This is a genomic window from Paenibacillus sp. FSL R7-0297, from assembly GCF_038009025.1.
Taxonomy (GTDB): Bacteria; Bacillota; Bacilli; order Paenibacillales; family Paenibacillaceae; genus Paenibacillus_AQ.
Genome location: NZ_JBBPAQ010000001.1, coordinates 806,646 through 830,949, shown reverse-complemented (window position 1 = coordinate 830,949; position 24,304 = coordinate 806,646). Strand labels below are relative to the sequence as shown.

Sequence of the window (24,304 nt, the reverse complement as noted above, 5' to 3'; positions counted from 1 at the left end):
AAATGGGATTATCAATCGCACAGGTGGATTATTCTTCTAAAACTTATTTGGCAAAGCTTGACGCCTACTGGCGCGCAACGAACTACATCTCCGTGGGTCAGCTCTATTTGAAGGATAACCCGTTGTTAAGAGAACCTTTGAAGGACGCAGACGTAAAAGTGAAGCCGATCGGACACTGGGGCACAATCCCTGGGCAGAACTTTATCTATGCGCATCTGAACCGCGTAATTACTAAATATGATTTGGATATGTTCTATATTGAAGGTCCGGGCCATGGCGGCCAGGTTATGGTATCGAACTCCTATCTGGACGGAAGCTACACCGAAATCTACCCGCAGATCACTCAGGATATCCCTGGACTGAAGAAATTGTTCAAACAGTTCTCCTTCCCGGGCGGAGTGGCTTCCCATGCTGCCCCAGAAACACCAGGATCGATTCATGAAGGCGGCGAGCTGGGTTACTCCTTGTCTCACAGTGTGGGCGCAGTTCTGGATAATCCGAACCTGATCTCGGCAGTTGTTGTAGGTGACGGCGAAGCAGAGACCGGACCTCTGGCGGCTTCCTGGTTCTCCAACCGGTTTATTAACCCGATTACAGATGGTGCGGTGCTGCCGATTCTGCATTTGAACGGCTTCAAGATCAGCAACCCGACCATTCTGTCCCGGATGTCCAGAGAAGAGTTAACGGCTTATTTTGCAGGAAGCGGCTGGGAACCGTTCTTCGTGGAAGGCGAGAATCCTGATCTGATGCATCCGGAAATGGCTAAGGTTCTGGACACCATTATTGAGAAGATCGAAGCGATTCAGAAGAATGCCCGCGAAAATAACGATACCACACGCCCGGCTTGGCCGATGCTGGTCTTCCGTACGCCTAAAGGCTGGACCGGTCCGAAAGCGTGGGACGGTGTGCCGAATGAAGGCTCCTTCCGGGCCCATCAGGTGCCGATTCCGGTAGATCAGAAGAACATGAAGCATGCGCCTGCATTGCTCGAATGGCTGAACAGCTACAGACCTGAAGAATTATTTGATGAGAATGGCCGTTTGAACGCTGATCTGGCTGAGATTCTGCCTACTGGTAACAGACGTATGGGGATGAACCCTGTAACGAACGCCGGTAACCTGATTAAAGATCTGCACAAGCCGAATTTCCGCAACTATGCACTGGATAATTCCGTACCGGGTCAAGTGATCGCGCAGGATATGGCTGTACTGGGCAAATACCTGAAGGAGGTTGTAACGCTCAACGAAGAGAACCGCAACTTCAGAATTTTCGGACCGGATGAAACGATGTCGAACCGTCTGGGACCTGTGTTTGAGGTAACGAAACGCCAGTGGATGGATTCCATCCAGGAACCGCAGGATGAATTCCTGGCTCCTTACGGCCGTGTCATTGATTCCCAATTATCCGAGCATCAGGCGGAAGGCTTCCTCGAAGGTTATGTATTGACCGGACGTCACGGATTCTTCGCCAGCTATGAAGCGTTCCTGCGAGTTGTTGATTCGATGATTACCCAGCACTTCAAATGGCTGCGCAAGGCTACAGATCAAACTTGGCGCGCAGATATCCCGTCCTTGAACGTCATTGCCACATCAACTGTGTTCCAGCAGGATCATAACGGTTATACTCACCAGGATCCGGGTCTGCTGGGTCATCTGGCTGACAAGAAGCCGGAATTTATCCGTGAGTATCTGCCGGCGGATGCCAACTCCTTGCTGGCTGTCTTCGACACCATCCTGAATGACCGTCAGAAGATCAACCTGATTGTATCGTCCAAGCACCCGCGTCCGCAGTGGTTCTCGGCAGATGAAGCTCAGGAACTGGTGGACAAAGGCCTCAAAATCATTGACTGGGCAAGCACCGACAAGGGCGGAGAGCCGGATGTGGTTATTGCTTCGTCGGGTACAGAACCTACTATGGAGAGCTTGGCTGCAATCTCGATTCTACATGAGAAGCTGCCTGAGCTGAAAATCCGCTATATCAACGTGGTAGATCTGCTGAAGCTGAGAAGCCAAAAGCTCGATCCGCGCGGCTTATCTGACGAGGAGTTTGATCAATTTTTCACAAAGGATAAACCGGTCATCTTTGCCTTCCACGGCTATGAAGGCCTGATCAAAGACCTGTTCTTCGACCGCCACAACCATAACCTGCATGTACATGGCTACCGCGAGAATGGCGACATCACTACACCGTTCGATATGCGCGTACTCAACCAGATGGACCGCTTCGACCTCACGAAGGAAGCTGTGCTGAGTTTGCCGGATGCCGGCAAATATCAGGCGATTGCTGATGAAATGGATGCCATGGTGAAGAAACATAACCAATACATCCGTGAAGAAGGCATCGATCTTCCAGAGGTTGAGAACTGGGTATGGAAGGCTTTGAATTAATTAACGTTCACACGTGTAAATTGAATTAAATAGTAAGTTCTCAAGAAGGGAGTGCTCCGGGTGGTCATGATAATGACTGCGGGGCACTCTTTTTGTGCTGGATAATATTATAACCAATGCATTTTGAGAGAAAATGATAGTGTTGATTATCCGACTTGAACAATATCGCCTTTATTCACGGGAATTCAGGATATCAGCTTTGTCCCTATTTCGATCATGGATTAAGTCTATTATCAGACACGGCAGATTATCCTTTAAGTATGCCAATAGATGTTGCTTTGCGAAGCGTCAAAGCCAAACCGTTCAGCAAAGATTTCTCCAAACAGGCCCGTGCACTTGATACAACCCTCCGGTTTAATCGCTACTCTGTACTGCAATTCATAGAGCAAAATGATAAGGAACTGGGCAGAGTGTCCAAGGTGCTCAGGTCACAAATGCTTAAGTATGAGTATTTGTTTGTCTGAGTGAAGCCGGGAGCGGGCCGATTGTCTTCGGCGGCTCCGGCTGTAACGCCTTTTTCCGCTGCGCAGCAGCGAGTGCAGGGACGCCATTACTGCCGTTCATCTCAACCATATGCTTCCAGTACCGCTTGGGCATCAGCGAGGAGCGCAGGCGGTCGTTTCGGCGCTCCTTGATTCCGATCGCGTGATAGAACCCTGTCCACAGGCGGCGATAAGCCTCTTCAGCTTCATCCGGCTCAGGCGGGGTCCAGCCGCTTAACGGAATGATGGCCTCCCGTCCGGGTTCATGAATCAGCGCTACTTCATGAGTCTGGTCGTAGATCATGAAGCTCTCGCCCTGGAACCGGTCGCAGAAATGCTCCTGAATGACCGGAAGGATATATCCCTGCGGTTCAATAACCGCAGCCATGACCGGACCGTATACAGAGAAACGGACAAACCCCAGATACAGATGACCTTCCCGCCGAAGCTGCTGAACCGCCTTCTGTAAGGCGTGTACCGTATCATCGGCCAGCATATTCATCACCTTGCGGCCATGCTTGAAGCCGAGATACAGAAAATTCAGCAGCAGCAGTTCCTTCCCCGGTGTGTTTGACCAGAACCCCAGACGGACCAGTTCCTCCGCTTCCGGTGAGATGCGGAGCGGAATGGACTTAAGGACTCTCTCCGCCTTCGCCTTGTCGGTTTCGATCCACTTCGATTCCAGCAGCAGGCCTTGCTCCGCACCTTCTGAATGAACAGCAAGCGGAATTTCCTTCCAGGTATAGCTCTCAAATACACAGCACAGCAACCCTTCAAAGCTGCCATCATAGGTATAAGCCAGAGCGGACGGCTTGAACATCAGGCTTCCGCTCCTTTCTTGAATTCCGCCCATCCTCCTGCAGCCGGCAAGGCCGCTGCGTAGTGGTCGTCGAACAAGGTCAGCTGCTCAACTTGGTGCGGCTGATAGGGGGCCAGCTGTTGGCCGGACATTAGTGAACGAAGCAGGGTATGTTCACTGACTTTCAGCCCTTCCAGCGGTTTGCCCTTGCAGGTGATGAAGAATTGGGCCCGCTTGAGCACGACGCCAAGCTTCTTCAGCGCTTGGAAATCCAGCGTTCCCGCCCGTCTTGCCTTCACTATCCGCTGTGCGCTCCTTACGCCGATACCGGGTACACGCAGCAGCATTTCATACGGAGCGCGGTTGATCTCAACCGGGAACTGCTCCCGGTGGTTAACGGCCCAGCTGCATTTCGGATCAAGCAGCGGATTGAAGTTGGGTACGGCTTCGTCCAATAATTCGCTTGCCTGAAAGCCGTAGAAGCGCAGCAGCCAATCAGCCTGATAGAGCCGGTGCTCCCGCAGCAGCGGAGGTTCGGTGTCCAAAGAGGGCAGCAGCGAATCCTCGATCACCGGGGTATAGGCAGAGAAAAACACGCGCTTCAATGCGTACTTCTTGTACAGGCCCTCCGTTAGATTCAGAATTTGATAATCCGTATCGGGCGAGGCGCCCACAATCATCTGTGTGCTCTGGCCGGCGGGAGCGAAGCGGGGAGCGTGATTATATTTAACGATATCGGAGCTGTTCTCCGTAATCCGGTCTTTAATCAGCCCCATCGGCTTCAGAATGGATACTTTGCTCTTGTCGGGAGCGAGAACCCCGAGACTCTCCTGCGAGGGCAGCTCGATATTGACGCTCATGCGGTCAGCAAGCAGTCCGAGTCTGGACAGCAGGGCGTCGTCAGATCCGGGAATCGCTTTTACATGAATATAGCCGTTGAAATGGTACACATTCCGCAGCAGCTCCAGTGCTGCTATCAGTTGCTCGGTTGTATAATCCGGATTGCGCATAATCCCTGAGCTGAGGAACAGCCCTTCTATGTAATTGCGGCGGTAGAACTGCATGGTAAGATCCGCGATCTCTTCGGGGGTAAAAGCCGCCCGGCGGACGGGATTGGATTTGCGGTTAATGCAATAGGCACAATCATATACACAGGCGTTGGTCATAAGCACCTTCAGCAGCGAAATACAGCGGCCGTCCGCCGCAAAGCTGTGGCAGATGCCCATTGCAGCAGTACTGCCCAAGCTTCCGGCCTGGCCTTTGCGGTCTGAACCGCTTGAAGTGCAGGCTACATCATATTTGGCCGAAGCGGTCAGAATCTCAAGTTTCTCCATAACATCCACGATCACAAGCCCCCTCATAGAGGAAAGTATATAACGAACGTATGTTCTTGTCAAAGGCATCTCTATGTGCCGGTTACCCGTGCAGAATGTATGCGCATTCCTTATTATGCTATAATAGTTTCTAATGGTTCATAGCATTTAGAACTGTACTGTTTCTGAAAATTGGGTTAGGAGTGTTGCTGGGAATGAGAGGATACAACATTTGGCGGCCAATCATGCTGATTGCGGTTGCGTTGCTTACGAGAACCTTGGTTTCAAGTATTTGTCTGATGTTTGGGATGTCGCAGGAATCGGCAAGCAGCGTCGCCATGCTTGGTATGGTTGTTGCCGCTCTTGTAATGTATAACCGTATGATGAAGAGCCGCCGCCGCAAATAAATAGAAGTCCGTAAGTTCCCCGGGTGAAACGAATTGTATGCGAGAACATTTGAAGACACCCGCACAGGTGTCTTTTTTCATGGTTTGGGGAATTACACCATTCCCCAAACCTTAGATGGAAACAGCATTGGAGGGGAGGGCTGCGGCGGCGGCCAGAAATAGATGGATTTTGTCCACTTGCTAATGAACGTAAGAGCCTTTGCCAAGCAACAGTTGGAAAAACAGCACTTAATAGGCTACAAATAGATCAGAGTCGAGATAATGCAACAGAATAAATGACGTTTATCCATTTAATTACGTCTAACTCTCGAATAAACCTAAATTAGGATACGTTTTTCCAATTAATTATGCGGAATGCATGATACCCCTATGACCACCATTGTATGTCACTACTAATTTTAATGGGAATTTAGCCGGCAACGGTGATCAAGGAACTAATCTAATGTAGTAAGGTGCTGATTCGCCCTCCGGGCGATTTTGTTCTTAAGAGGGGTTCCGGGCGAAGAGAATGCGGTTGCCCGGTTTTGCTTTTTAAGCTGCAGAGCTTGTATATTAGGGCTGTAGCTTTTATTCTTAGAAGGATATGCTATATAAATAACAACAAAGGTTCAAGATATCGTGAATCCCGTAAGGGAGGGTGTTATCTATAGAATCAATACACGTTGGGAAACGAACAAACAGGAGGAAACCAATTGAGTACACAGAATATCGGAGTGCCGTTAGAGGGTTTTGCAGAATTTAGCCGGGTAGTAGCCGCAGAGGGCACGGTGTTGCTTAAGAATGAGGGGCAGGTGCTTCCGCTTGGAAACGGCGAGAGCGTTGCCATTTTTGGCAGAATACAAGTGAATTACTACCGCAGCGGTACAGGATCAGGCGGAAGTGTTCATGTTGCATATACGACTAACCTGCTCGACGGTCTGCGCAGCAAGAAGAACATCAGTGTTAATGAAGAACTGGCAGCAGCTTACGAGGATTGGATCGGACTTAACCCGTTTGACGACGGCGGAAAAGTATGGGCGGCTGAGCCGTGGAACCAGAAGGAAATGCCGCTTACGGATGAGCTGGTGAAGAAAGCAAGAAGCCAGTCGGCCAAGGCTGTCGTAGTGATTGGACGTACCGCCGGTGAGGATCAGGACAATGCCGATGCACCGGGAAGCTACCGGTTGACGGAAGATGAGAAGGCTATGCTTACGCAGGTTACGGCTCATTTTGAACAGATTGTTGTTGTGCTCAATGTCTCGAATATTATGGATATGAGCTGGGTTAACGATGCCGGATATGTACATCCCATCTCTGCTGTGATCTATTCCTGGCATGGCGGTATGGAAGGCGGCAATGCGATTGCCGATGTACTGGCCGGAGAGGTGACGCCAAGCGGCAAGCTGACGGATACGATCGCGTATTCCATTGAGGATTACCCGTCCACAAGCAACTACGGCAATGAGTTCAAGAACCTGTATGAGGAAGATATCTATGTAGGGTACCGTTATTTCGAGACCTTCTGTCCGGATAAGGTTCAGTATGAATTCGGCTATGGCATCTCCTACACCGCCTTTGAGCTTGCGCCGGAGGAAGCGAAGCTGGTGGACCAGGCGGGTGAACCACAGATTCAGATCGGTGTAACTGTAACCAATACAGGAGATACCTACTCCGGTAAAGAAGTGGTGCAGGTATATTATGAAGCGCCGCAGGGACAACTGGGCAAACCAGCCAAAGCGCTGGCGGCATTCGGGAAGACCAAGCTGCTTGAGCCGGGAGAGTCCCAGCACCTTACGGTAAGCTTCCCGCTCCATTCTCTGGCTTCGTATGATGACGCCGGAGTGACAGGGCACCCTTCCGCTTATGTACTGGAAGCTGGAACCTACCGCTTCTACGTGGGAACCAGTGTTAAAGCCGTGACGGAAGTTAACGTAGATGGACAAGCAGGTTATGTTCTGGATGAGCTTAAGGTTGTAGAGCAGCTGCAAGAGGCGATGGCACCGACTGAGAGCTTCAAGAGAATGAAACCGGGGGCCCGGAAGGAAGACGGTTCTTATGAACTGATCTCTGCTGAGGTGCCGGTACGCAAGGTAGATATGGCAGCGCGGATTGAAAGCAATCTTCCGGAGACATTGGTACAGACCGGCAATCAGGGCCATACCTTGCGAGATGTTCATGAAGGCAAAGTCAGCATGAATACGTTCATTGCCCAGCTCAGCGACCATGATCTGGCGGCCATTGTCAGAGGCGAAGGAATGAGCAGTCCGCTGGTTACGCCGGGGACGGCTTCGGCTTTCGGCGGAGTCAGCGACAGCCTGTTCAGTTACGGTATTCCGGTTGCCGCTACAGCAGACGGCCCGTCCGGTATCCGGATGGACAGCGGACAGAAGGCAACCCAGGTATCGATTGGCACCCTGCTTGCTGCTACATGGAATGCAGAACTGGTTGAAGAGCTGTATGTTATGGAAGGCCAGGAATTGTTACGCAACCAGGTGGATGCTTTGCTGGGACCGGGTCTTAATATCCGCCGCAGTCCGCTGAACGGGCGTAACTTCGAATATTTCTCTGAAGACCCGCTGATCTCCGGGATCTTCGCTGCCGCGTGCACACGCGGTATTATGAAGGGCGGCTCCAATGCCACGCTGAAGCATTTCGCCTGCAACAATCAGGAGAAGCACCGCAGCAAAGTGGATGCTGTCGTATCCGAACGCGCGCTGCGCGAGATTTACCTGAAGGGCTTCGAAATCGCTGTGAAGCAGGGCGGTGCGAATTCAATCATGACCTCCTACAATCCGGTCAACGGACACTGGGCAGCTTCCAACTATGACCTGAATACCACGCTGCTGCGCGGTGAATGGGGCTTCCGGGGGATTGTAATGACCGACTGGTGGGCAATCATGAATGATGTCGTGAATGGAGGGACTGCGGACCGCAAGAACACGAACTGGATGGTCCGGGCACAGAACGATCTGTACATGGTAGTATCCAATTATGGTGCGGAAGTCAACGCCTATGATGACAATACGCTCGAATCATTGGAGAATGGAACGCTTACCCGCGGCGAGCTTCAGCGCTCGGCCATCAACATTTGCGAATTCATCATGCAGGCACCGGTCTTCTCCAGAAAGCATGAGATTGTAGAAGCTGTCGAGACCTTTAAGGCAGACTCTTCCCTGGCGGTTGAGCAGGTTCAGGTGTTGAGCCAGAACGCACAGGTTGCACCTAGTGTGTCTGGACCAACCTATATCCAGGCGGATGAAGCCGGTGAGTACCGGATCTTCGTCAGCATCATGTCCCCGGAACCTGAGCTTGCCCAAAGCGCCTGCAACGTGACCCTGAACGGACAGCCAGTGACCACCATTCAGACGAACGGGACAGAAGGCAAATGGATCAGACAGAAGCTGGTCAAGATCGGACTTGAGGCCGGTCTGTATGAAATGAAGCTGGACTTCGTCAAACCGGGTCTAGAAATTGAGTGGATTGAATTCAAGCAGGTGTAACAGCTTTTAATTTCAGGACACCCTCCGGGGTGTCTTTTTGCGTCCGCATACCTGCAGCACTGCCGAATAAAATAGGGGTATAACTGCTACTATGAAGGGGTGAGCATGGAAAGATGCAAATACATGTTGTGCAGCCGGGACAGACGCTGTATGGGATCGCTGATGCTTATGGCGTGAACATGGATACGATAACTGAGGCGAATCAGTTGTCTGCGCCAGAGAGACTGGTCATTGGACAAACGCTGGTGATTCCTATCGTAGGCCAGTATTATTGGGTTCAACAGGGGGATAGCTTCTATAGTATCGCGAAGAGATTCGGCCTGAAGGCCAGCGATCTGGCAGAAGTGAACGGGCTGACGCTGAACCTGCCGCTGCAGGCCGGGTTCCGCCTGTACATACCTCCTGTGCCAAGGCGGCAGGCAGAAGTGAATGCCTATATTGAGCCGAGAGGGGAAGCGGTCTCCCAGGCGCTGCAGAATGCTGCCGCAGAAGCTGCCCCTGAGCTTACGTATCTGGCTCCGTTTAGTTTCCGGATTAAGCGGGACGGCTCGCTGCAGGCGCCGCCGCTGGATAATCTGGCTTCAATCGCGGCGCAGAACCGGGTCACGCTGATGCTGGTCGTCACGAATCTGGAGGATGCCCAGTTCAGCTCGGAGCTGGGACGGATTATACTGAATGATGTAGCGGTGCAGGACCGGCTGCTGGAGAACATTGTGACAGAGGCGAAGCGGCTGAATTTCAGAGATATCCACTTTGACCTGGAATTCCTCCGGCCGGAGGACCGCGAAGCGTATAATGCCTTTTTGCGCAAGGCAGCGGACATCATTCACAAGGAGGGCTTCCTGCTGTCGACTGCACTTGCTCCCAAAACCAGTGCCTCCCAAACCGGGGCCTGGTATACGGCGCATGACTATAAAGTGCATGGCCAGGTTGCTGATTTTGTCATTATTATGACCTACGAATGGGGATACAGCGGAGGCCCGCCGATGGCCGTTTCGCCTATAGGACCGGTGCGTCAGGTGCTGACGTATGCGGCCAGTGAAATTCCCCCCGGCAAAATTATGATGGGCCAGAATCTGTACGGCTACGATTGGACTTTGCCTTATGTGGCTGGCGGAGAGTATGCCAAAGCACTTAGCCCGCAGGCGGCAATTGATCTGGCGAGGAACAGGAATGCCGCCATTCAGTACGACTATAAAGCCCAGGCTCCGCATTTCGATTACACCGATGACGCAGGCCGGCAGCATAAGGTATGGTTCGAAGATGCCCGCTCGATTCAGGCCAAGTTCGATTTGATCAAGGAGCTGGGTCTCCGGGGCATCAGCTATTGGAAGCTTGGTCTGCCTTTTCCGCAGAATTGGCTGTTAATAGAAGATAACTTCATTGTGGTCAAAAAATAAACCGGCAACGTCCCCCTTTTTGGCAGAAAAGCAGCTGAAAAAGAAACGGCTGGCGCCCTCAATAGGAGTGCACAGCCGTTTCTGCTTATGCCGCTGCTTATACCGTTACAGCGTTAGCCCATTAAGCCCTTGAGACCGCCCAAAAAGGGCCGGATCGACTTAATCATATTGTAGCCCATCTTCATGACAGGCATCGCCTTCTGCACCATTCCGAACATTCCCATGAATTTCCCCAGACCTCCAATACCGGCAGCACCGCCTGCCCCGCCCATGAACGATCCGAGTAAAGGCATGAAGCCGGAGACGTCTGCTTTACGCGCAGCGGAAGAGGATTTCCGTTTGGTTTTAGAGCCAGTACGCGTGCTTGTTCTGGAGAGGATCACTGCTTCTTTATTAAGGTCTGTTATCCATCCTACATAGGAACGTCCATCATGCAAAGTAATGCAGACCGGCCGGCCTTTCAACTGCTGCGCCCGCTTGCGGATTTTTGTTGAATTTGCCATTCGTCACTCACCTCATTGTTCTATTTATTATATTTTACTCAGAACCTGGGAGGCGGCTTGTGCGGGTATGGAGTTTTACCGGAAATAAATAGAACAACCATGTACTGTATTTCCCATGAAAATATCGTAATATCAATATAGTGTGGCAGAATATTCCACTTCTATATTCTAATCCAGGGGGAGAGCCTTTTGACAGACATCGGGAATCTGGCGGCATTTATTGCTGCCCGCAATGCAGGAAGCCAGTATTGCGGGTACGCAGGCAGCACGCTGGAAGATATTATTCATGACCTTAATGACGGTATGGCAGAATCTAGCTTCGTGTTATATGAAGGGGAGGAAATCACTGGTTCAATTACATTGGATACCTATGACGTAGGCGGAGGACAAGCAGATATAGAGGTGTGGGGACCTTATTATTCCGCCCGCCCTGAGGATGAACTCCAGCTGTTATTCAGGTATCTGGGCGAAGCTGCCGACTCAGCTACGATCCGGTATATTCACCTGTTCATTAGTAGTGATAATGTTCCGCTCATCGAATATGCTGCCCGCTATCGAACTGAGAAAGTGCGGACCCATTATCACTATTCAATAGATACTGCATTACCGCCTAATAGCAGCAGTTACGCGGACCTGTCCGTTGTGCCCGTCACAGCGCCTGAGTCAGAGTGGCTGGATCAGATTATTGAACTGCATAACCAGGGCTTCCAGGGGGCTACATTGACACAAGAAGATATCACAGCGGAAATAAAGGACAGCAGCAACAGTGATTATGATATTTATGCCGTTCTTACCGTGGGGTCTTTCATAGGATACATAATTGTTAGAAGAAACGCTCTGACCGGCACCCTCCATCTGGAGTACATTTGCATCCGCCCTGAAGATAGAAGCCGGGGAACGGGCAGGAAACTGATTGCCTATCTGGCGGAGTCTTACAGAGGTCTGGGTTATACACGCATCGGACTGGATGTCAGCGGGGAGAATGAAGCAGCGGTCCGCTTCTATGATAAGAACGGATTCAGCAGGGATCGTGTGATGAAGCATATCATTATTGGCGGGAGGATGGAGCCGGCGGTGCTGGCGTAAGGACAGTGCAATTCAGATCAAATATGGGGAAATGCTCTTTGTTATGATTCTTGATGAAAGGAGGAGAACCTCATTGTACGAATGGAACGAGATGGTTCAGCTCATGATTGACTGGATCGAAGAAGACCTTGCGGCTTCGCCTACGCTGCTGAAGATGTCCGAACAGCTGGGATATTCGCCGTATTATTGCACCAAGCAGTTTCATGCTTTGACCGGGATGACGCTGCGGGATTACATCTGGCAGCGCAGAATCGGCCGGGCGGCCCTGGAGCTGAGGGATACGGATACGCGGATTCTCGATATTGCCGTGAAGTTCGGCTTTTCTTCACAGGAGGCATTCTCGCGGGCGTTTCTTAGAGCCTTCAAGGTTACTCCCCATGCCTACCGCAAAGCCCCGCGGCCGATTCCGCTCGCCATTCGTGCCGAGGTGTTCTCCCCTTATCAATATCTGATCAGGGAGCGGGATAGAATGAGACAAGTGCATTTGCAGGAAGCACAGATCAAGCTTGAATTCATACCGGCGCATAAATTCATCGGCATCCGGGATATCGGCTCGAACAATTACGGCGGGTTCTGGGAGAACGGGCATGACTGCGATGAGGTCTCCGGAACGCTGGAGAGCATGTCGCATCATACACTTCCAGGGCAGCTGGGCCAGACTGCAGGCTGGTTCTATCAGGATGGGCGCAAGGGTTACCTGTACGGCATTCCTGTTGCAGCAGACTATGATGGTGAAATACCGGAGGGCATGGAGTGCCGTGATGTGCCGGAATCGGAGTATCTGGTCTTTTTTCACCCGCCGTTTGATTATTTGCAGGACAACGGGCAGGTGATGCGTATCGTAGAGGAAGTGGCCTGGAATTATGATCCGGCGGCGATGGGCTATGCGTGGGACGAAGAGGTCAAGCAGGACTATCAGCGCCATTTCCCCGAAGGGTACGGCTATGCGGTGCTACGGCCGGTCCGTAAATTGGGTTAGTTCGCGGGCTGCCGCCCAAACAAGGAGAAGCGCCCAGCGCTTCTCCTTGAGCCATTTTCAGTTCAATTCTCTGTTAAGCCAAGCACTGTCTCTGCAAGTGTATCTCCCCGGCGCTCCAACGACGCTACCAGCGTCAGTAGCTCTGCCTGCTTTTCCCGCTGCCGGGCCGTCCAGCTAAGTCGGGGTGAGGCTCCTGTCTTCCGGACTACAGCAGGATCGGCAAGATTCTTATAAAAGTCTTCGAGCAGAGCAGCCATTTCAGCATATACCCCGGCCATTTCCGACAAGGCTGTCAGCTTACGCTGATCCTGCACCAGCGGCAGAGATTCCTGCAAATAGGCGGCGGCGCTTCTTCTGGCATCGGCCAGCGCCATCATGCAGAAGTGGTTGACTGAAAGCCTGCGGTTGTACGCTTCATCCTCCGCTGCAGCATACCACTGATGGTCCAGCAGTCCCTCGCTCCATACTTCTAGAGCCTTGTAGCCGGCTGTATAACAGCTGCTGCCTTCGGTCTCCATATGCATAGAATCCAGCTTAATCCGAAGGGAAGCATACAGATTATCCAATGCAGAAGGGGGCGCCGTCTGTTCGCCAAGACGGATAACCCTATAGGGCCAATGGTCGACATGGAGGTAACCCTTGCTTACTTCCATATGCATCTGGAATTCGGAGTCTGCTTCAAGCGCTTCAAAGGTCTCATCGTCAAAATAACTCCGGCACAGCAGGGTCAGGCCATCCTCCAAATATCCGGTAATCACTCCCCATTCAGGTGCCACCCGGAGATTAATGGCTATAGGCAGCCTGCCTGCACGAATATCCTCCAGAATCGCCAGCTTCTCGGCTGTGCGCTGCTGCGGTTCCAGCCGGTTGGCCTGAATGGCGTGTATTCCATAAGCCGTGCAGGCTGGCACGGAGTAGTCATAGACGACTAGCGCATCCGCAGAGCTGTAATCCCACACCGGTTCAAAGGCGGCCCTCCAGCATGCTCCTGAATAACCCATAACCCGCTCATAGGTTGTCTCTATCCCTCTGGCGGCAAGTGAGAGCGTCATTGCTCCTGCCCAGGAGCAGTCCATCCCCCGGCCGAATCCCAGCCGGCTGATTCCCTCTACAATGCACTGCTGATCGGCAGGATCACTTTGGCAGAGAGAGGCCCGGTCCGGACTGTAATGAATCTGTTCGCCTTCTGCACAGCTAATAGCATGAATGCCATGACCATTCAGATACACCAGCAGCAGGTAGTCATTGCCTTCATTGTCAATCAGACTCGGAAACAGCTCATGCGAGGCGGTGAAAGAATTCCACCGGAAATGCTCATAATGCTTCATTTTCTGTAAGACGCTGCGGTTCGCCTGTTCATTACCGTAATTGGCTTCGAGAATCTGCAGCTCATTGCCGCCGGAGACATAGCCGGTAGAATGAACATCTATCACCAAAAGCTGGTCCTTCAGCACATACGTAGAATAGATTCCCGCTGGGGTCTCATAGGTAACGAGCAGCAGCTTTAGACGGTCACCCTCTAAAGATTGGGGAAAGACCTGATCCCCGGCCATTAAGCTTAGGCGATTCGAGGTAACAAATTGATTCACGAAATGAGTAACATCCAGCTCCTGCCGGCCATCCGTGTAGATGGCTGAGAGCACCACAAGCTCTTGAGGCAGCAGAATGCTGTCGATCGAGTGGCTTAATGCAGCGGATAGCAGGGGGAGGGTGGCAGTCTCCGGCAGGGATTTACCGTTTTCCCATTTGGACACCGCCTGGGCGCTGACATGAAGCAGTTCCGCTAATTGCTCCTGTGACAAGCCTTTTGTTCTCCGAAGTGTGGCTATCCGTTTTCCGATTTTTTCACTGCTGACCATACCTGATACACTCCCATAGATTCATTCGACGTCGTAATTCTATTATAATCTGAATTCCAGGAATGACCATTTACCGGAGTATAGGCCCGGACATGAAAAAATCAACTGCAGGTTGATGCACAGGATTTCTCTGTATGCACGCCGGATGCCGCTGTTAAAGTACTCCGTTCCTGATTTCCGCTATTAGCTGCTTTATAATGGCCGAATACCAGGAATAGAGCTTCTCCGGGTTTAAGGTTAGGAGCTTATCCTTGTCTACTATTATGTGGTCTTGGTGAACCGAAGCGAACCGGATAAACGGTTCACCTGAGAGAACGGATAGGCTCATGCGCTTCGTCCATTCTTGGACAGGGAGCGGATTCTCCGAGAGCAGCAGCTTCAGCAGATCATAGAAGGTCACATGCATCACATTAAGCTGATACTCCGGGCGCTCCATGCTGATGATATAAGCATCGACTTCTTCCCACACATGATCAATGGCAGCTTGCCGCGTGATCAGGCTCTGCCGGGAGAAGTCCCCGGTGCCCATGATGGCAAGGAGACGTGCTTCCCAGTCCGGCGGTGTCCAGGCCAGCGATCTGCTGAAATGGATAAGCCATTTCTCATGGGGCACATGTTCACAATTGGCAGAGAATAAGGCTTCAATCAAATGGGTTGCCGCTTTATTCAGTATGGCATGGCCCTGGACAGTATCACCTCTGTGGATCCAAATATCACCGGCAAGCCGGAAATACCACCAGCATTGAAATAACGGACCTTCTGCCTGCAGGCGCCGGGGCGGATCAGCCAGCTTCATCTCCATGAACAAAGCGATTTTTCCACTCGGGTCGTATAGGATGCGGGCATAAGATAAATCCTAGAGCGCCACGCTATCCCATTGCTTCTGCTGCTCCTCCTTGAGATCGAGGATCTTGATGTCATACAGGTAGTCTCCAATCCGGGTAATCCCAAGGGGAAGCGGCGATTGTCCGCCAGACCACAGCTGATAGCTGCCTGTCTCCAGATAGAATACCAGATCAATCTCGGATAACTCATCACCGTAGCCGCGGGATAACCCGCCGTTCAGAGTGATACCGGTGACTCCGTCCAGTGATGAGAAGTAGTCCAGCCTGCGGCTGATCTCGTTCTGGAAATCTTGAATCCGGTTCTTGCTTGTCAGATTTACATAGGGTCTTGTCATATCGATCACCTCATAAATAGTATGGGCAGCCGTACCATTTCCGTTCATAGTCAACACAAAAAGCCGCAGATTTACTCTGCGGCCCCGCTAGAAGAAGAGAAGACAGCCAGAGAGTAAAATAAAATCACATTTCTGCAAAAAGGCAACTCAAAATCACCTGCCGTTATGACAGGCTTGCCAATTTACACAAACAATTGATTTTATTCTAACTCTCCGCGTTAAATGATCCCTCGGATTACCGGGTATCCATCTAACCGAAATAGCAGTCCGCCCTTCAGAATGAAATGATAAGGTTACTCCACTAATATATAGATGGATAGGTTTTCTTCCTATGATAAATATCTTGAACAAAAAAATAAAAAAACTCTTGTTCTTCCAGCGAAATCATGATATATTAATTCTTGCATTGCATTGAATCTTTTCTTTGCGGTCATGGCGGAATTGGCAGACGCGCTGGCTTCAGGTGCCAGTGATAGCAATATCGTGGAGGTTCGAGTCCTCTTGACCGCATACAGCTTTATACGTAGTGCAAGCGAAAGCTCTTCTTCCTGAAGGGCCTTTTTTTATTTTTGCGGAAGTTTCCCGCAACAAGTCTAAACATAAGAGAAGTGAATTTGTAATGGAGCCCAGCAGCAGTATGAAGCCAAGCCAGCGATTCCTTGAGAAGCATTTCTCCGGAGAATCCATTGACTATCGCCAGATCATAGCGTTATTCCTCCCTGTACTGGTGGACCAGGCCTTCGTGGTCGGGCTGAACCTCGTCAATACAGCGATGATCAGTTCCTCAGGGCTAGCAGCAATCAGTGCGGTGAATATGATAGATTCGCTGAATATTTTTCTGATCAGTGTGTTCATCGCCGTATCCACAGGGGGCACGGTCGTTGTAGCCCAGTACAAGGGGAGCGGCAACGAGCTTATGGTCTCCAAGGCGACCGCCGGAGCGGTATCTTCCGTTTCTTTGATGGCTTTGTGCATCGGCTTATTCGGAATTGTGTTCCATGGTCCACTGCTGCATTTATTGTTCGGTGCGGCTTCGCCTGAGGTGATGGCCAATGCCCGGACGTATCTGATCGGCAGCAGCTTATCCTATCTGGGGATTGCTGTGATGGAGGCAGTATGCGGCGCGCTGCGCGGCATCGGGCGGACGAGGGCATCGCTCGTACTGTCACTGATTATGAATTTCTCCTATGTACTGCTGAACTTTGTCTTCATTAACGGGATGCATATGGGTGTGTTCGGAATGACCATTGCCATTAATATATCGCGGTATCTTGCGGCCGCCTGCTCGCTGATCTATCTCTTCCGGCTGGACAGCAGTCTGCATGTGAAGATCCGTGATCTGCTGGTGCTGAACTGGACGATGCTCCGGAGAATCATGTCAATCGGCCTGCCGTTTGCGGCGGAGCAGATGTTCTTCAACGGCGGGAAGATTCTCACGCAGATCTTCATCGTCAGCCTGGGCACCTATGCGATTGCTACCAATGCGATCAGTTCTACGCTGGCGGGAGTGATGCAGATTCCGGCGAATGCCCTGTCCCTGACGCTGATTACGGTGGTCGGTCAATGCATAGGGAGCCGCAATGTCAAAGATGCACGCAAATTCGTGAAGTCCTTCCTGTGGCTGTCTTCGGCCTCTTTTATCCTGATGGGACTGCTGATCTTCCCGTTATTCCATCCGCTGGTATCGATGTTCCATCCGCCGCAGGAGATTGTCCGGGATATCTTCATCGTCTTCCTGATCAACTCGCTGGCCCAGATTCCATTATGGTCGATCAGCTTCATTACCCCTTCGGCGCTTAGAGCGGCGGGGGATTCCAAGTTCACCTCGATTGTGTCTATGCTCTCAATGTGGCTGTTCCGCGTAGTGCTCGGATATATTCTGGGGATTGTGCTGAACATGGGAATAATCGGGGTGTGGCTGGCAATGAACTGTGAATGGGGGATACGCGGCTTCATCTTCATGCGGCGTTTCCTCGGCGAGAAGTGGCTGCAGCACAAGGTCATATAAGCCAAACCTGTCCCGAGCATCAGCTGAAAATAAACAAGAACCCAATCTCCGCGTTCAGGCGGAGGATGGGTTCTTTGGTCTGCTGCATATTAACGGATGCCGGCCGGTGAACTAAGCCTTCCAGATATCGTCAACCTTCACCGGCTGGCCGGTCTTGATGGAACGGTTGGCGGCTATGCCGGTCATGATCGACATCGCGCCGTCCTTGTGCGAGGCTGCGCGGTTAAAGCGGTCTTCCTGCTTCTTGTCAAAAATATCGCGCAGCAGCACCGGATCACCGCCGCCATGACCGCCTGCGCTGCTCTCGAACTCCACGCGGTAAGGCTCTTTGAAGTGCGGATAGATCATGATATTCACGCCTTCCAGGGCACCTTCGTTCTCTTTTTTGCCGCCGGAATTGACGTAGGATTGCTCGGTAATCCGCACCTCCATCCGTCCCTGCGTGCCGTTGAAGACGATGATGAAGCCTTCCCAAGGCATATAGGCATTAAGCGAATAGTTCATCACCGTCTTATTCTTATATTTGACCATAACATTCATCGTATCCTCGATGCTGATATTGTCCCCGAATACGCTCTGGTCGCGCTGGTAGCCGTCTTCATGCTCGGCATCCAGGTACATGCTCTTCAGGTGCTCGTTGCGGTCCAGATGGAGCGCGAACGGGTCGTTCTCGGCAGCCTTGCTGCCGTAGGCACGCTGGTAGAACTCGGTGATGCCGCGTTTCTCGGCATTCTCCTTGCCGTAGAAGCGCAGATCGCCCATGGCGAACACTGTATCCGGCTGTGAAGCCAGCCAGAAGTTCATCAGGTCGAAGTGATGTGTCGATTTATGCACCAGCAGGCCGCCGCTGTTCCGCTTATCGCGGTGCCATCTGCGGAAATAGTCCGCTCCATGCTGGGTGTTCAGCAGCCATTCGAAATTGACGGACAGAATTTCGCCCAGCACACCGTCCATAATGACCTCACGGATCTTCGTGTTATGCGGCGCGTAGCGGTAGTTGAAGGTTACACGGAGATTCTTGCCGGTGCGCCGGATGGCATCGAAGATCTCCTGGCATTTCTCTTCGTCAATCGTCATCGGCTTCTCAGAAATGACGTCACAGCCAAGCTCCATTGCGCGGATAATATACTTGTGATGCGTGCGGTCAATCGTGGTTACCAGTACATAGTCAGGCTTGGTTTCGGCAATCATCCGGTCGAAATTTTCGGCTTTGTAGGTAGGCACCTCATGATAGCCGTATTTGTCAGTCAGCATCTGATTAGCGAAATTCATCCGCGTCTGATTGACATCACAGATAGCGACCAGCTCGGACGTTTCGTTGTAAACGGTAACAAGAGCGCCATAGAAAAATTCGGCCCGGCCACCGGTGCCGACGATTACATATTTCTTTTTGGACAAGGGGATCACTCCATTTACTTGGATTTGATTCTATTTTATAGTATAGGAAATGCAGAAAGTGAACGGTATTTAGTCTATTTAACCCGAAAATATGCGTATCTTATCCTGGTAGGAGGCCTGATGCAGAGTGGAGCCCATCTTTCAGATTGAGCAGCTTAAGCGGAGCGGATATTTCAATATGGACATCGACCACTTCCATGATTTCTACGAAATCTACTATCTGTTGTCCGGAGAACGGCACTACTATATCGGCAACCGTATTTACGCGCTGGAAGCCGGAGACCTGGTGTTTATTAACAAAAATCATCTGCACCGTACAACGGGCGGAAACCACCAGCCGCATGAGCGGGTCCTGGTCAGCTTCGATGATTCGTATCTGGAACCGGCTGCACCCGGGCCGAACTGGATGAATGTCTTTGCGGGGGAGAGCTTTCTGCTGCGGCCTACGGCGCATGAGCAGGGAGTGATTGCGGATTTGCTCCATGCCATGCTGGGGGAACAGAAGGAGGCTAAGCTGTGGGGCAGTGAATATACCAGGACGCTGCTGCTGCAGCTGCTGATTCAGCTGGAGCGGATACGCAAGGCGAAGCCCGCCCTGGTCTCTCCCGAACAAAGCGAGGGGCAGCGCCGGGTGTACGGCATCATTGAATTTCTGGATGCCCACTACGGCGAGAAGCTTACCCTTGGCGGGATTGCCGAGCAGTTCTTCATCAGCTCCACGTATTTGTGCCGGACGTTTAAGCAGACGACAGGCTTTACGATTATCGAGTACCTGAATTATGTCCGTATCCGCGAGACGAAGACGCTGCTGACGGATACAGATTGGCCGATCACCCGGGTCGCAGAAGCGGCAGGCTTCGACAGCATCGCTCATTTCGGGCGGATGTTCAAGGGAATTACGGGGCGCTCTCCGCTGCAGTACCGCAAGCAGCACCGGGCGTAACCAGGAGCTTCGAATTTGATAGAGTGTAACCGTTTTAATAGTCGGCAGCGGATTTGTGGAGCAGTATAGAGCGTGTACTAAGATAACGCAGTGTATCCAGAGGCGAAAGGATCTGAAGGCATGGAGAAGAATCAGGAGTGTATGTACTGTATGGAGGATGAACGGCGGGACAACCTGATGATTGAAATCTGCGAGCTGGGGGTTTCGACAGTTTTTCTGTTCAAGGAGCAGACGTATAAGGGAAGGTGCAATGTGGCCTACCGCGATCATGTAAAAGAGCTGTTCCAGCTAACCGCAGACGAATTGTCCGCATTCATGAAGGATGTCGCACAGGTAGCGGAAGCGGTGGACAAGGCCTTTGGGCCGGATAAAATAAACTATGGCGCTTACGGCGACAAGCTGCATCATCTTCATATGCACATCGTTCCGAAGTATGACGGGCAGGCGGACTTTGGCTCCACGTTCCAGATGAATCCGGGCCAGACCTATTTGACGGATGAAGAGGTTCAGGAGATGGTCGGGAAGATTAGAGCTTATCTTCAATAAACTGGTAAAGCTACCGCTATATCATTGTAAAATAATGCAAAAGCCCGTTCCAGCCGCAAGGGCTCATTTGCGGTCAGCACGGGCTTTTTATATGACTTGATACTTTTATAAGACAGAAGCAGCGGGGACCTCATGCCCGAAGAATGTCGGCAAATACTCCTTATTCGCTTCAAGCATCTCATCCAGCATAGCGATAGCCACTTCGACAGAAGGGACAAGCGGATGATGCGCCAAGGCTTGAATAGCCAGGCTGCGGTCTCCGGTGACGGCGGCGTCGATGGCGAGCTGTTCGTAGGTCTTGACCGCATGGATCAGCCCTTTGGCCATCGGCGGAATCTTGGTCAGCGGCAGCGGCAACGGGCCGGTCTTCGTAACGACACAGTTGACCTCGATGCTGGCATCATCCGGCAGGAAGTCCAGGATGCCGCGGTTCGCAACATTCAGCGTCTGAATGTCATTGGTACCGTTATACAGCGAGCGCATCAGGTTGACGGCAGCCTCTGAATAGAAAGCTCCGCCGCGCTGCTCCAGCTGCTTCGGTTTCTCGCTAAGCTCCAGGTTGCCGTAGATTTCGAACAGCTCTTCTTCCACACGCTTAACGACTTCTGCGCGGTTCTCGCCTTTTGAGGCCGAGGCCTGCTGCTCTTCAAGCATCGCATCGGTCATATAGAAATATTTCAAATAATAGGAAGGCAGGGCGTGCAGCGATTGCAGGAACTCCGGATTCCACTCGCGCGCCGGAACATTTTTCGCGCTGTAGCCGGCGGTATCCTCCAGCATGTCATCCAGCTTGTCTTCACCTTCGACATCAATGCGGGTGATCCAGTGCAGGTGGTTGAGGCCGACGAACTCGGCATAGATCCGGTCTGGGGCCGCATTATATTTGGCTGATACCTGCTTAATCAATCCAATAGGGGCATTGCAGAGGCCAATGCTCTTCACCTTCGAATACCTCAGTACCGCTTCGGTCACCATACCTGCCGGATTAGTGAAGTTGAGCAGCCAGGCGTCCGGAGCCAGCTCCTCGATATCACGGCAGATGCCGAGGATGACGGGGATCGTGCGCAGCGCTTTCAGCATTCCGCCGGGCCCGGTCGTTTCCTGGCCGATCACACCGTATTTCAGCGGAATCGACTCGTCGCGGGCGCGGGCATCCAGCATCCCGACGCGGATCTGGGTGCTGACGAAGTCTGCACCGGCAATGGCCTCGCGGCGGTCGGTGGTGAGGCGGACCTCTATAGGGAGGCCGGATTTCTCGACCATCCGCTTGGCCAGAGCGCCCACGATGTTCAGTTTATGCAGGCCGGCTTCAATATCCACAAGCCATAGCTCGCGGACCGGAAGCTCCTTATAATGCAGAATGAAGCCTTCTACCAGTTCCGGGGTATAGGAAGAACCCCCGCCGATAACGGCGATCTTAAGACCTTGGTTAGCTGCCAAGATGAATCACTCCTGTCTTGTTGTGATAGGGATATATTCAAACTCTTCAAAGGGGCGCATTTTCTTATAGAGTTCATCGCTTATCGTGATGCCGTCACTCTCCAGCGCAGACCAGAGGGCGCCGACGACTGGCTCCGTAGACAAAGTAACTACAGCTGCGGCCGGTGCGGCTTCCCGCACAGCCCGTTCGATCGGGCCGCGGATCCAGCCGCGGTCGCCCCGGGTCAGCAGGCTTCCGGCCAGCACTACATCAAAACCATCGTTCTCCATGCCTAATCTATGGATAACGGCGGCTGCCGCCTTGCCCAGTTCCACGCCCTGACGGTGCAGGATGGCGAGCGCCGCAGCATCGCCTGCGGCCGCCGCCGGGAAGAGCAGGCGGGCGGCATCCAGCGGCACATGCTTACCGTGATCCAGGAAATCATCGTACATGTCGTCTACCCGTTCATAGCCGAGCAGCTTCAAGAGCGGCCCGGTCATGAGGGTTGCGGCCTCCCGGCCGTCCCAGGCGCGGATGACCGTACGGAAGACCTCGATATTCAGCGCTCCGCCGCCGCCGAAATCGCCGTACATATAATCGAAGCCGCCGCACTGGAAGTGCTGGCCCTGCGGGTTGCGGCCGGCTGCGTTGGTGCCGGTGCCGCAGATCAGGGCTACCCCGTAAGGGCGGTCCGTACCCGCCCGCAGGCCGATCATCGGGTCACCGCTGATCGTATATTCTGTGAATCCGATTCCGCGTATCATCGGATGAAGGATGTCATAATCCGTCTTGCGGTCGGCCCCGGCAAGCCCCAGATAGGTATGCCGGATCTGATCCAGCCGGAGTCCGGCTTCAGCCAGTGCGGCAGAGGCGGCTTCGCGGATACTTACCGCCGCCAGCTGCGCTCCGGTCTGGTGATTGCCGTTGCCGCTCCTGCCTTTGCCGAGGATATGGCCATGTTCATCGCTTAGCAGGGCGTAGGTTTTGCTGCCTCCCCCATCGATCCCCAAGTAGTAAGCCAATGGTCGTCACTCCTAAAGTTTTATAGCCTAACCTTCTTCGATGTTCACTTCGCAAAACTCGCCTCGGAAGCATATGCATAGTTTTGATAGTATCCCATCATCAGGATTTCAGCGTAGATTCCCGTACGATCAGCTCCGGATCGATCCGGATGTTCGAGCCGCGCTTCATCTCGCCGCTCAGTCTGCGCAGCAGCATATCAGCTGCCGCCACACCGATCTTGTCCGCCGGCTGGCGCAGGGTGGTCAGATGCGGGCGGAGCTGGGAAGCAATATAGTGGTCGTCATAGCCGACCACTGCGACTTCCTCAGGCACCCGCACCCCCGCTTCCATCAGGGCGTTGATGACGCCAAGAGCGATATTGTCATCTCCGGCGAATACAGCCGTGGGGAGTGTGCCCGCTTGCAGCCAGCGTCTCGCCGTGCTGTAACCCATCTCGATCTCGAATTCGCCGGAGACGATTTCGAACGGGGTAATCCCCCGGTCCTGCAGTGCCTGCTGGAAGCCGGCGCGCCGTTCCCGCGTGCTGCGGAACATTTCCTGCCCGCAGATATGGGCGATGGAGGTATGCCCCAGCTCCAGCAGGTGGCTGGCCGCGGCATATCCGCCTTTGAAGTTATCGATGGTAATCGAGTAGGTATCGTTCTCCGGCAACTGATTGTCAATCAGTACATAGGGGATACCCCGCCGTTTCAGCTCCATGATATAATTGTCTTCTTTCATCGGCGAGAGCAGGATAAGCCCGTCTACACGGTCTTCCTGAATCAGATAGTGATTCTCGTCCGAGCCGATGCCCGTAGAGATGGAGATGGCCAGGAAATAACCATGCAGGGCCAGCGTCTCATTCAGCTCTTTGACCACCGCATCGAAGAAGGAATCCTGAAGTGTCGTTACAATCAGGCCGATGATGCCGGTCTTGCCGCTGGCCAGACTGCGTGCAGCTGCATTAGGGCGGTAATCCAGCTCTTTGATCGCATCAAGCACCTTCTGGCGGTTGTTCTCCCGCACAGATCCGGCACCATTTAATACCCGCGATACGGTGACCACGGACAGCCCTGATTTTTTGGCTACATCAAAAATACTTACTTTCATCTC

Annotated in this window: 19 protein-coding genes and 1 tRNA gene; 10 read left to right on the top strand and 10 right to left on the bottom strand. The window is 52.5% G+C overall.

All coding sequences use genetic code 11. The features are described from left to right. The first annotated feature begins 2 nt into the window (after window positions 1-2). Window positions 3-2,387, top strand: coding sequence for a phosphoketolase family protein (locus MKZ24_RS03475; RefSeq protein WP_076243444.1), 2,385 nt, complete (start codon window positions 3-5; stop codon window positions 2,385-2,387). A gap of 438 nt (window positions 2,388-2,825) precedes the next feature. Here the strand turns inward: MKZ24_RS03475 and MKZ24_RS03470 are convergent, their stop codons facing one another. Together MKZ24_RS03470 and MKZ24_RS03465 are read right to left on the bottom strand one after the other, a co-directional pair. Continuing rightward, window positions 2,826-3,689: a TIGR03915 family putative DNA repair protein gene (locus MKZ24_RS03470; protein WP_076243566.1), complete on the bottom strand. Its 864-nt coding sequence runs from the start codon at window positions 3,687-3,689 to the stop codon at window positions 2,826-2,828. Next, window positions 3,689-5,002, bottom strand: a complete 1,314-nt coding sequence (locus MKZ24_RS03465) for a putative DNA modification/repair radical SAM protein (RefSeq protein ID WP_231575387.1) — start codon at window positions 5,000-5,002, stop codon at window positions 3,689-3,691. Before MKZ24_RS03465 ends, MKZ24_RS03470 begins: the two co-directional genes overlap by 1 nt. A 194-nt stretch (window positions 5,003-5,196) precedes the next feature. Between MKZ24_RS03465 and MKZ24_RS03460 the strand changes: the two genes are divergently transcribed. From MKZ24_RS03460 to MKZ24_RS03450, 3 genes are all read left to right on the top strand, one after another. Beyond that, complete coding sequence (locus MKZ24_RS03460; protein WP_039296893.1) at window positions 5,197-5,388, top strand: hypothetical protein; 192 nt, start codon at window positions 5,197-5,199, stop codon at window positions 5,386-5,388. A 692-nt stretch (window positions 5,389-6,080) separates the two neighbouring features. Further along, entirely contained in the window at window positions 6,081-8,867 is a 2,787-nt protein-coding gene (locus tag MKZ24_RS03455; RefSeq protein ID WP_076243445.1) for a glycoside hydrolase family 3 C-terminal domain-containing protein, read from the top strand. A gap of 113 nt (window positions 8,868-8,980) precedes the next feature. After that, window positions 8,981-10,267, top strand: a complete 1,287-nt coding sequence (locus MKZ24_RS03450) for a glycoside hydrolase family 18 protein (protein ID WP_076243446.1) — start codon at window positions 8,981-8,983, stop codon at window positions 10,265-10,267. A 113-nt stretch (window positions 10,268-10,380) separates the two neighbouring features. Here the strand turns inward: MKZ24_RS03450 and MKZ24_RS03445 are convergent, their stop codons facing one another. Beyond that, on the bottom strand, window positions 10,381-10,770 hold the full coding sequence (locus tag MKZ24_RS03445) for a hypothetical protein (protein ID WP_340781313.1): 390 nt from the start codon (window positions 10,768-10,770) through the stop codon (window positions 10,381-10,383). Window positions 10,771-10,959: 189 nt separating this feature from the next. Between MKZ24_RS03445 and MKZ24_RS03440 the strand changes: the two genes are divergently transcribed. Continuing rightward, a complete protein-coding gene (locus MKZ24_RS03440; protein WP_340781312.1) occupies window positions 10,960-11,856 on the top strand; it encodes a GNAT family N-acetyltransferase in 897 nt (298 codons plus the stop codon). A 73-nt stretch (window positions 11,857-11,929) separates the two neighbouring features. Next, the gene (locus MKZ24_RS03435; RefSeq protein WP_042231689.1) at window positions 11,930-12,835 is read left to right on the top strand and encodes an AraC family transcriptional regulator; all 906 of its coding nucleotides are present in this window, start codon (window positions 11,930-11,932) and stop codon (window positions 12,833-12,835) included. A gap of 62 nt (window positions 12,836-12,897) precedes the next feature. Here the strand turns inward: MKZ24_RS03435 and MKZ24_RS03430 are convergent, their stop codons facing one another. From MKZ24_RS03430 to MKZ24_RS03420, 3 genes are all read right to left on the bottom strand, one after another. Beyond that, a complete protein-coding gene (locus MKZ24_RS03430; RefSeq protein ID WP_340781311.1) occupies window positions 12,898-14,694 on the bottom strand; it encodes a helix-turn-helix domain-containing protein in 1,797 nt (598 codons plus the stop codon). A 154-nt stretch (window positions 14,695-14,848) separates the two neighbouring features. Beyond that, a complete protein-coding gene (locus MKZ24_RS03425; RefSeq protein ID WP_340781310.1) occupies window positions 14,849-15,502 on the bottom strand; it encodes a hypothetical protein in 654 nt (217 codons plus the stop codon). 48 nt (window positions 15,503-15,550) lie between these two features. Next, window positions 15,551-15,874, bottom strand: coding sequence for a hypothetical protein (locus tag MKZ24_RS03420; RefSeq protein WP_042231693.1), 324 nt, complete (start codon window positions 15,872-15,874; stop codon window positions 15,551-15,553). 426 nt (window positions 15,875-16,300) lie between these two features. Between MKZ24_RS03420 and MKZ24_RS03415 the strand changes: the two genes are divergently transcribed. Continuing rightward, window positions 16,301-16,384, top strand: a tRNA-Leu gene (locus tag MKZ24_RS03415). Between the two features lie 109 nt (window positions 16,385-16,493). Continuing rightward, a complete protein-coding gene (locus MKZ24_RS03410) occupies window positions 16,494-17,882 on the top strand; it encodes an MATE family efflux transporter (RefSeq protein ID WP_042241298.1) in 1,389 nt (462 codons plus the stop codon). Between the two features lie 111 nt (window positions 17,883-17,993). On the opposite strand, the gene MKZ24_RS03405 is transcribed toward MKZ24_RS03410, so the two are convergent. Next, complete coding sequence (locus tag MKZ24_RS03405; RefSeq protein WP_042231696.1) at window positions 17,994-19,280, bottom strand: Gfo/Idh/MocA family oxidoreductase; 1,287 nt, start codon at window positions 19,278-19,280, stop codon at window positions 17,994-17,996. 127 nt (window positions 19,281-19,407) lie between these two features. On the opposite strand from MKZ24_RS03405, the gene MKZ24_RS03400 reads away from it, so the two are divergent. Both MKZ24_RS03400 and MKZ24_RS03395 read left to right on the top strand, forming a co-directional pair. Continuing rightward, the gene (locus tag MKZ24_RS03400; protein WP_231637754.1) at window positions 19,408-20,223 is read left to right on the top strand and encodes a helix-turn-helix domain-containing protein; all 816 of its coding nucleotides are present in this window, start codon (window positions 19,408-19,410) and stop codon (window positions 20,221-20,223) included. A gap of 120 nt (window positions 20,224-20,343) precedes the next feature. Next, complete coding sequence (locus tag MKZ24_RS03395; protein WP_042231700.1) at window positions 20,344-20,769, top strand: HIT family protein; 426 nt, start codon at window positions 20,344-20,346, stop codon at window positions 20,767-20,769. Window positions 20,770-20,874: 105 nt separating this feature from the next. On the opposite strand, the gene MKZ24_RS03390 is transcribed toward MKZ24_RS03395, so the two are convergent. From MKZ24_RS03390 to MKZ24_RS03380, 3 genes are all read right to left on the bottom strand, one after another. Further along, window positions 20,875-22,209 carry a 6-phospho-beta-glucosidase gene (locus MKZ24_RS03390; protein WP_042231702.1) on the bottom strand — a complete coding sequence of 445 codons (1,335 nt, stop codon included), beginning with the start codon at window positions 22,207-22,209 and terminating at the stop codon, window positions 20,875-20,877. A 6-nt stretch (window positions 22,210-22,215) separates the two neighbouring features. Continuing rightward, on the bottom strand, window positions 22,216-23,211 hold the full coding sequence (locus MKZ24_RS03385; protein WP_042231706.1) for an N-acetylglucosamine kinase: 996 nt from the start codon (window positions 23,209-23,211) through the stop codon (window positions 22,216-22,218). 100 nt (window positions 23,212-23,311) lie between these two features. Then, complete coding sequence (locus tag MKZ24_RS03380) at window positions 23,312-24,301, bottom strand: LacI family DNA-binding transcriptional regulator (RefSeq protein WP_042231710.1); 990 nt, start codon at window positions 24,299-24,301, stop codon at window positions 23,312-23,314. Window positions 24,302-24,304: the final 3 nt, after the last annotated feature.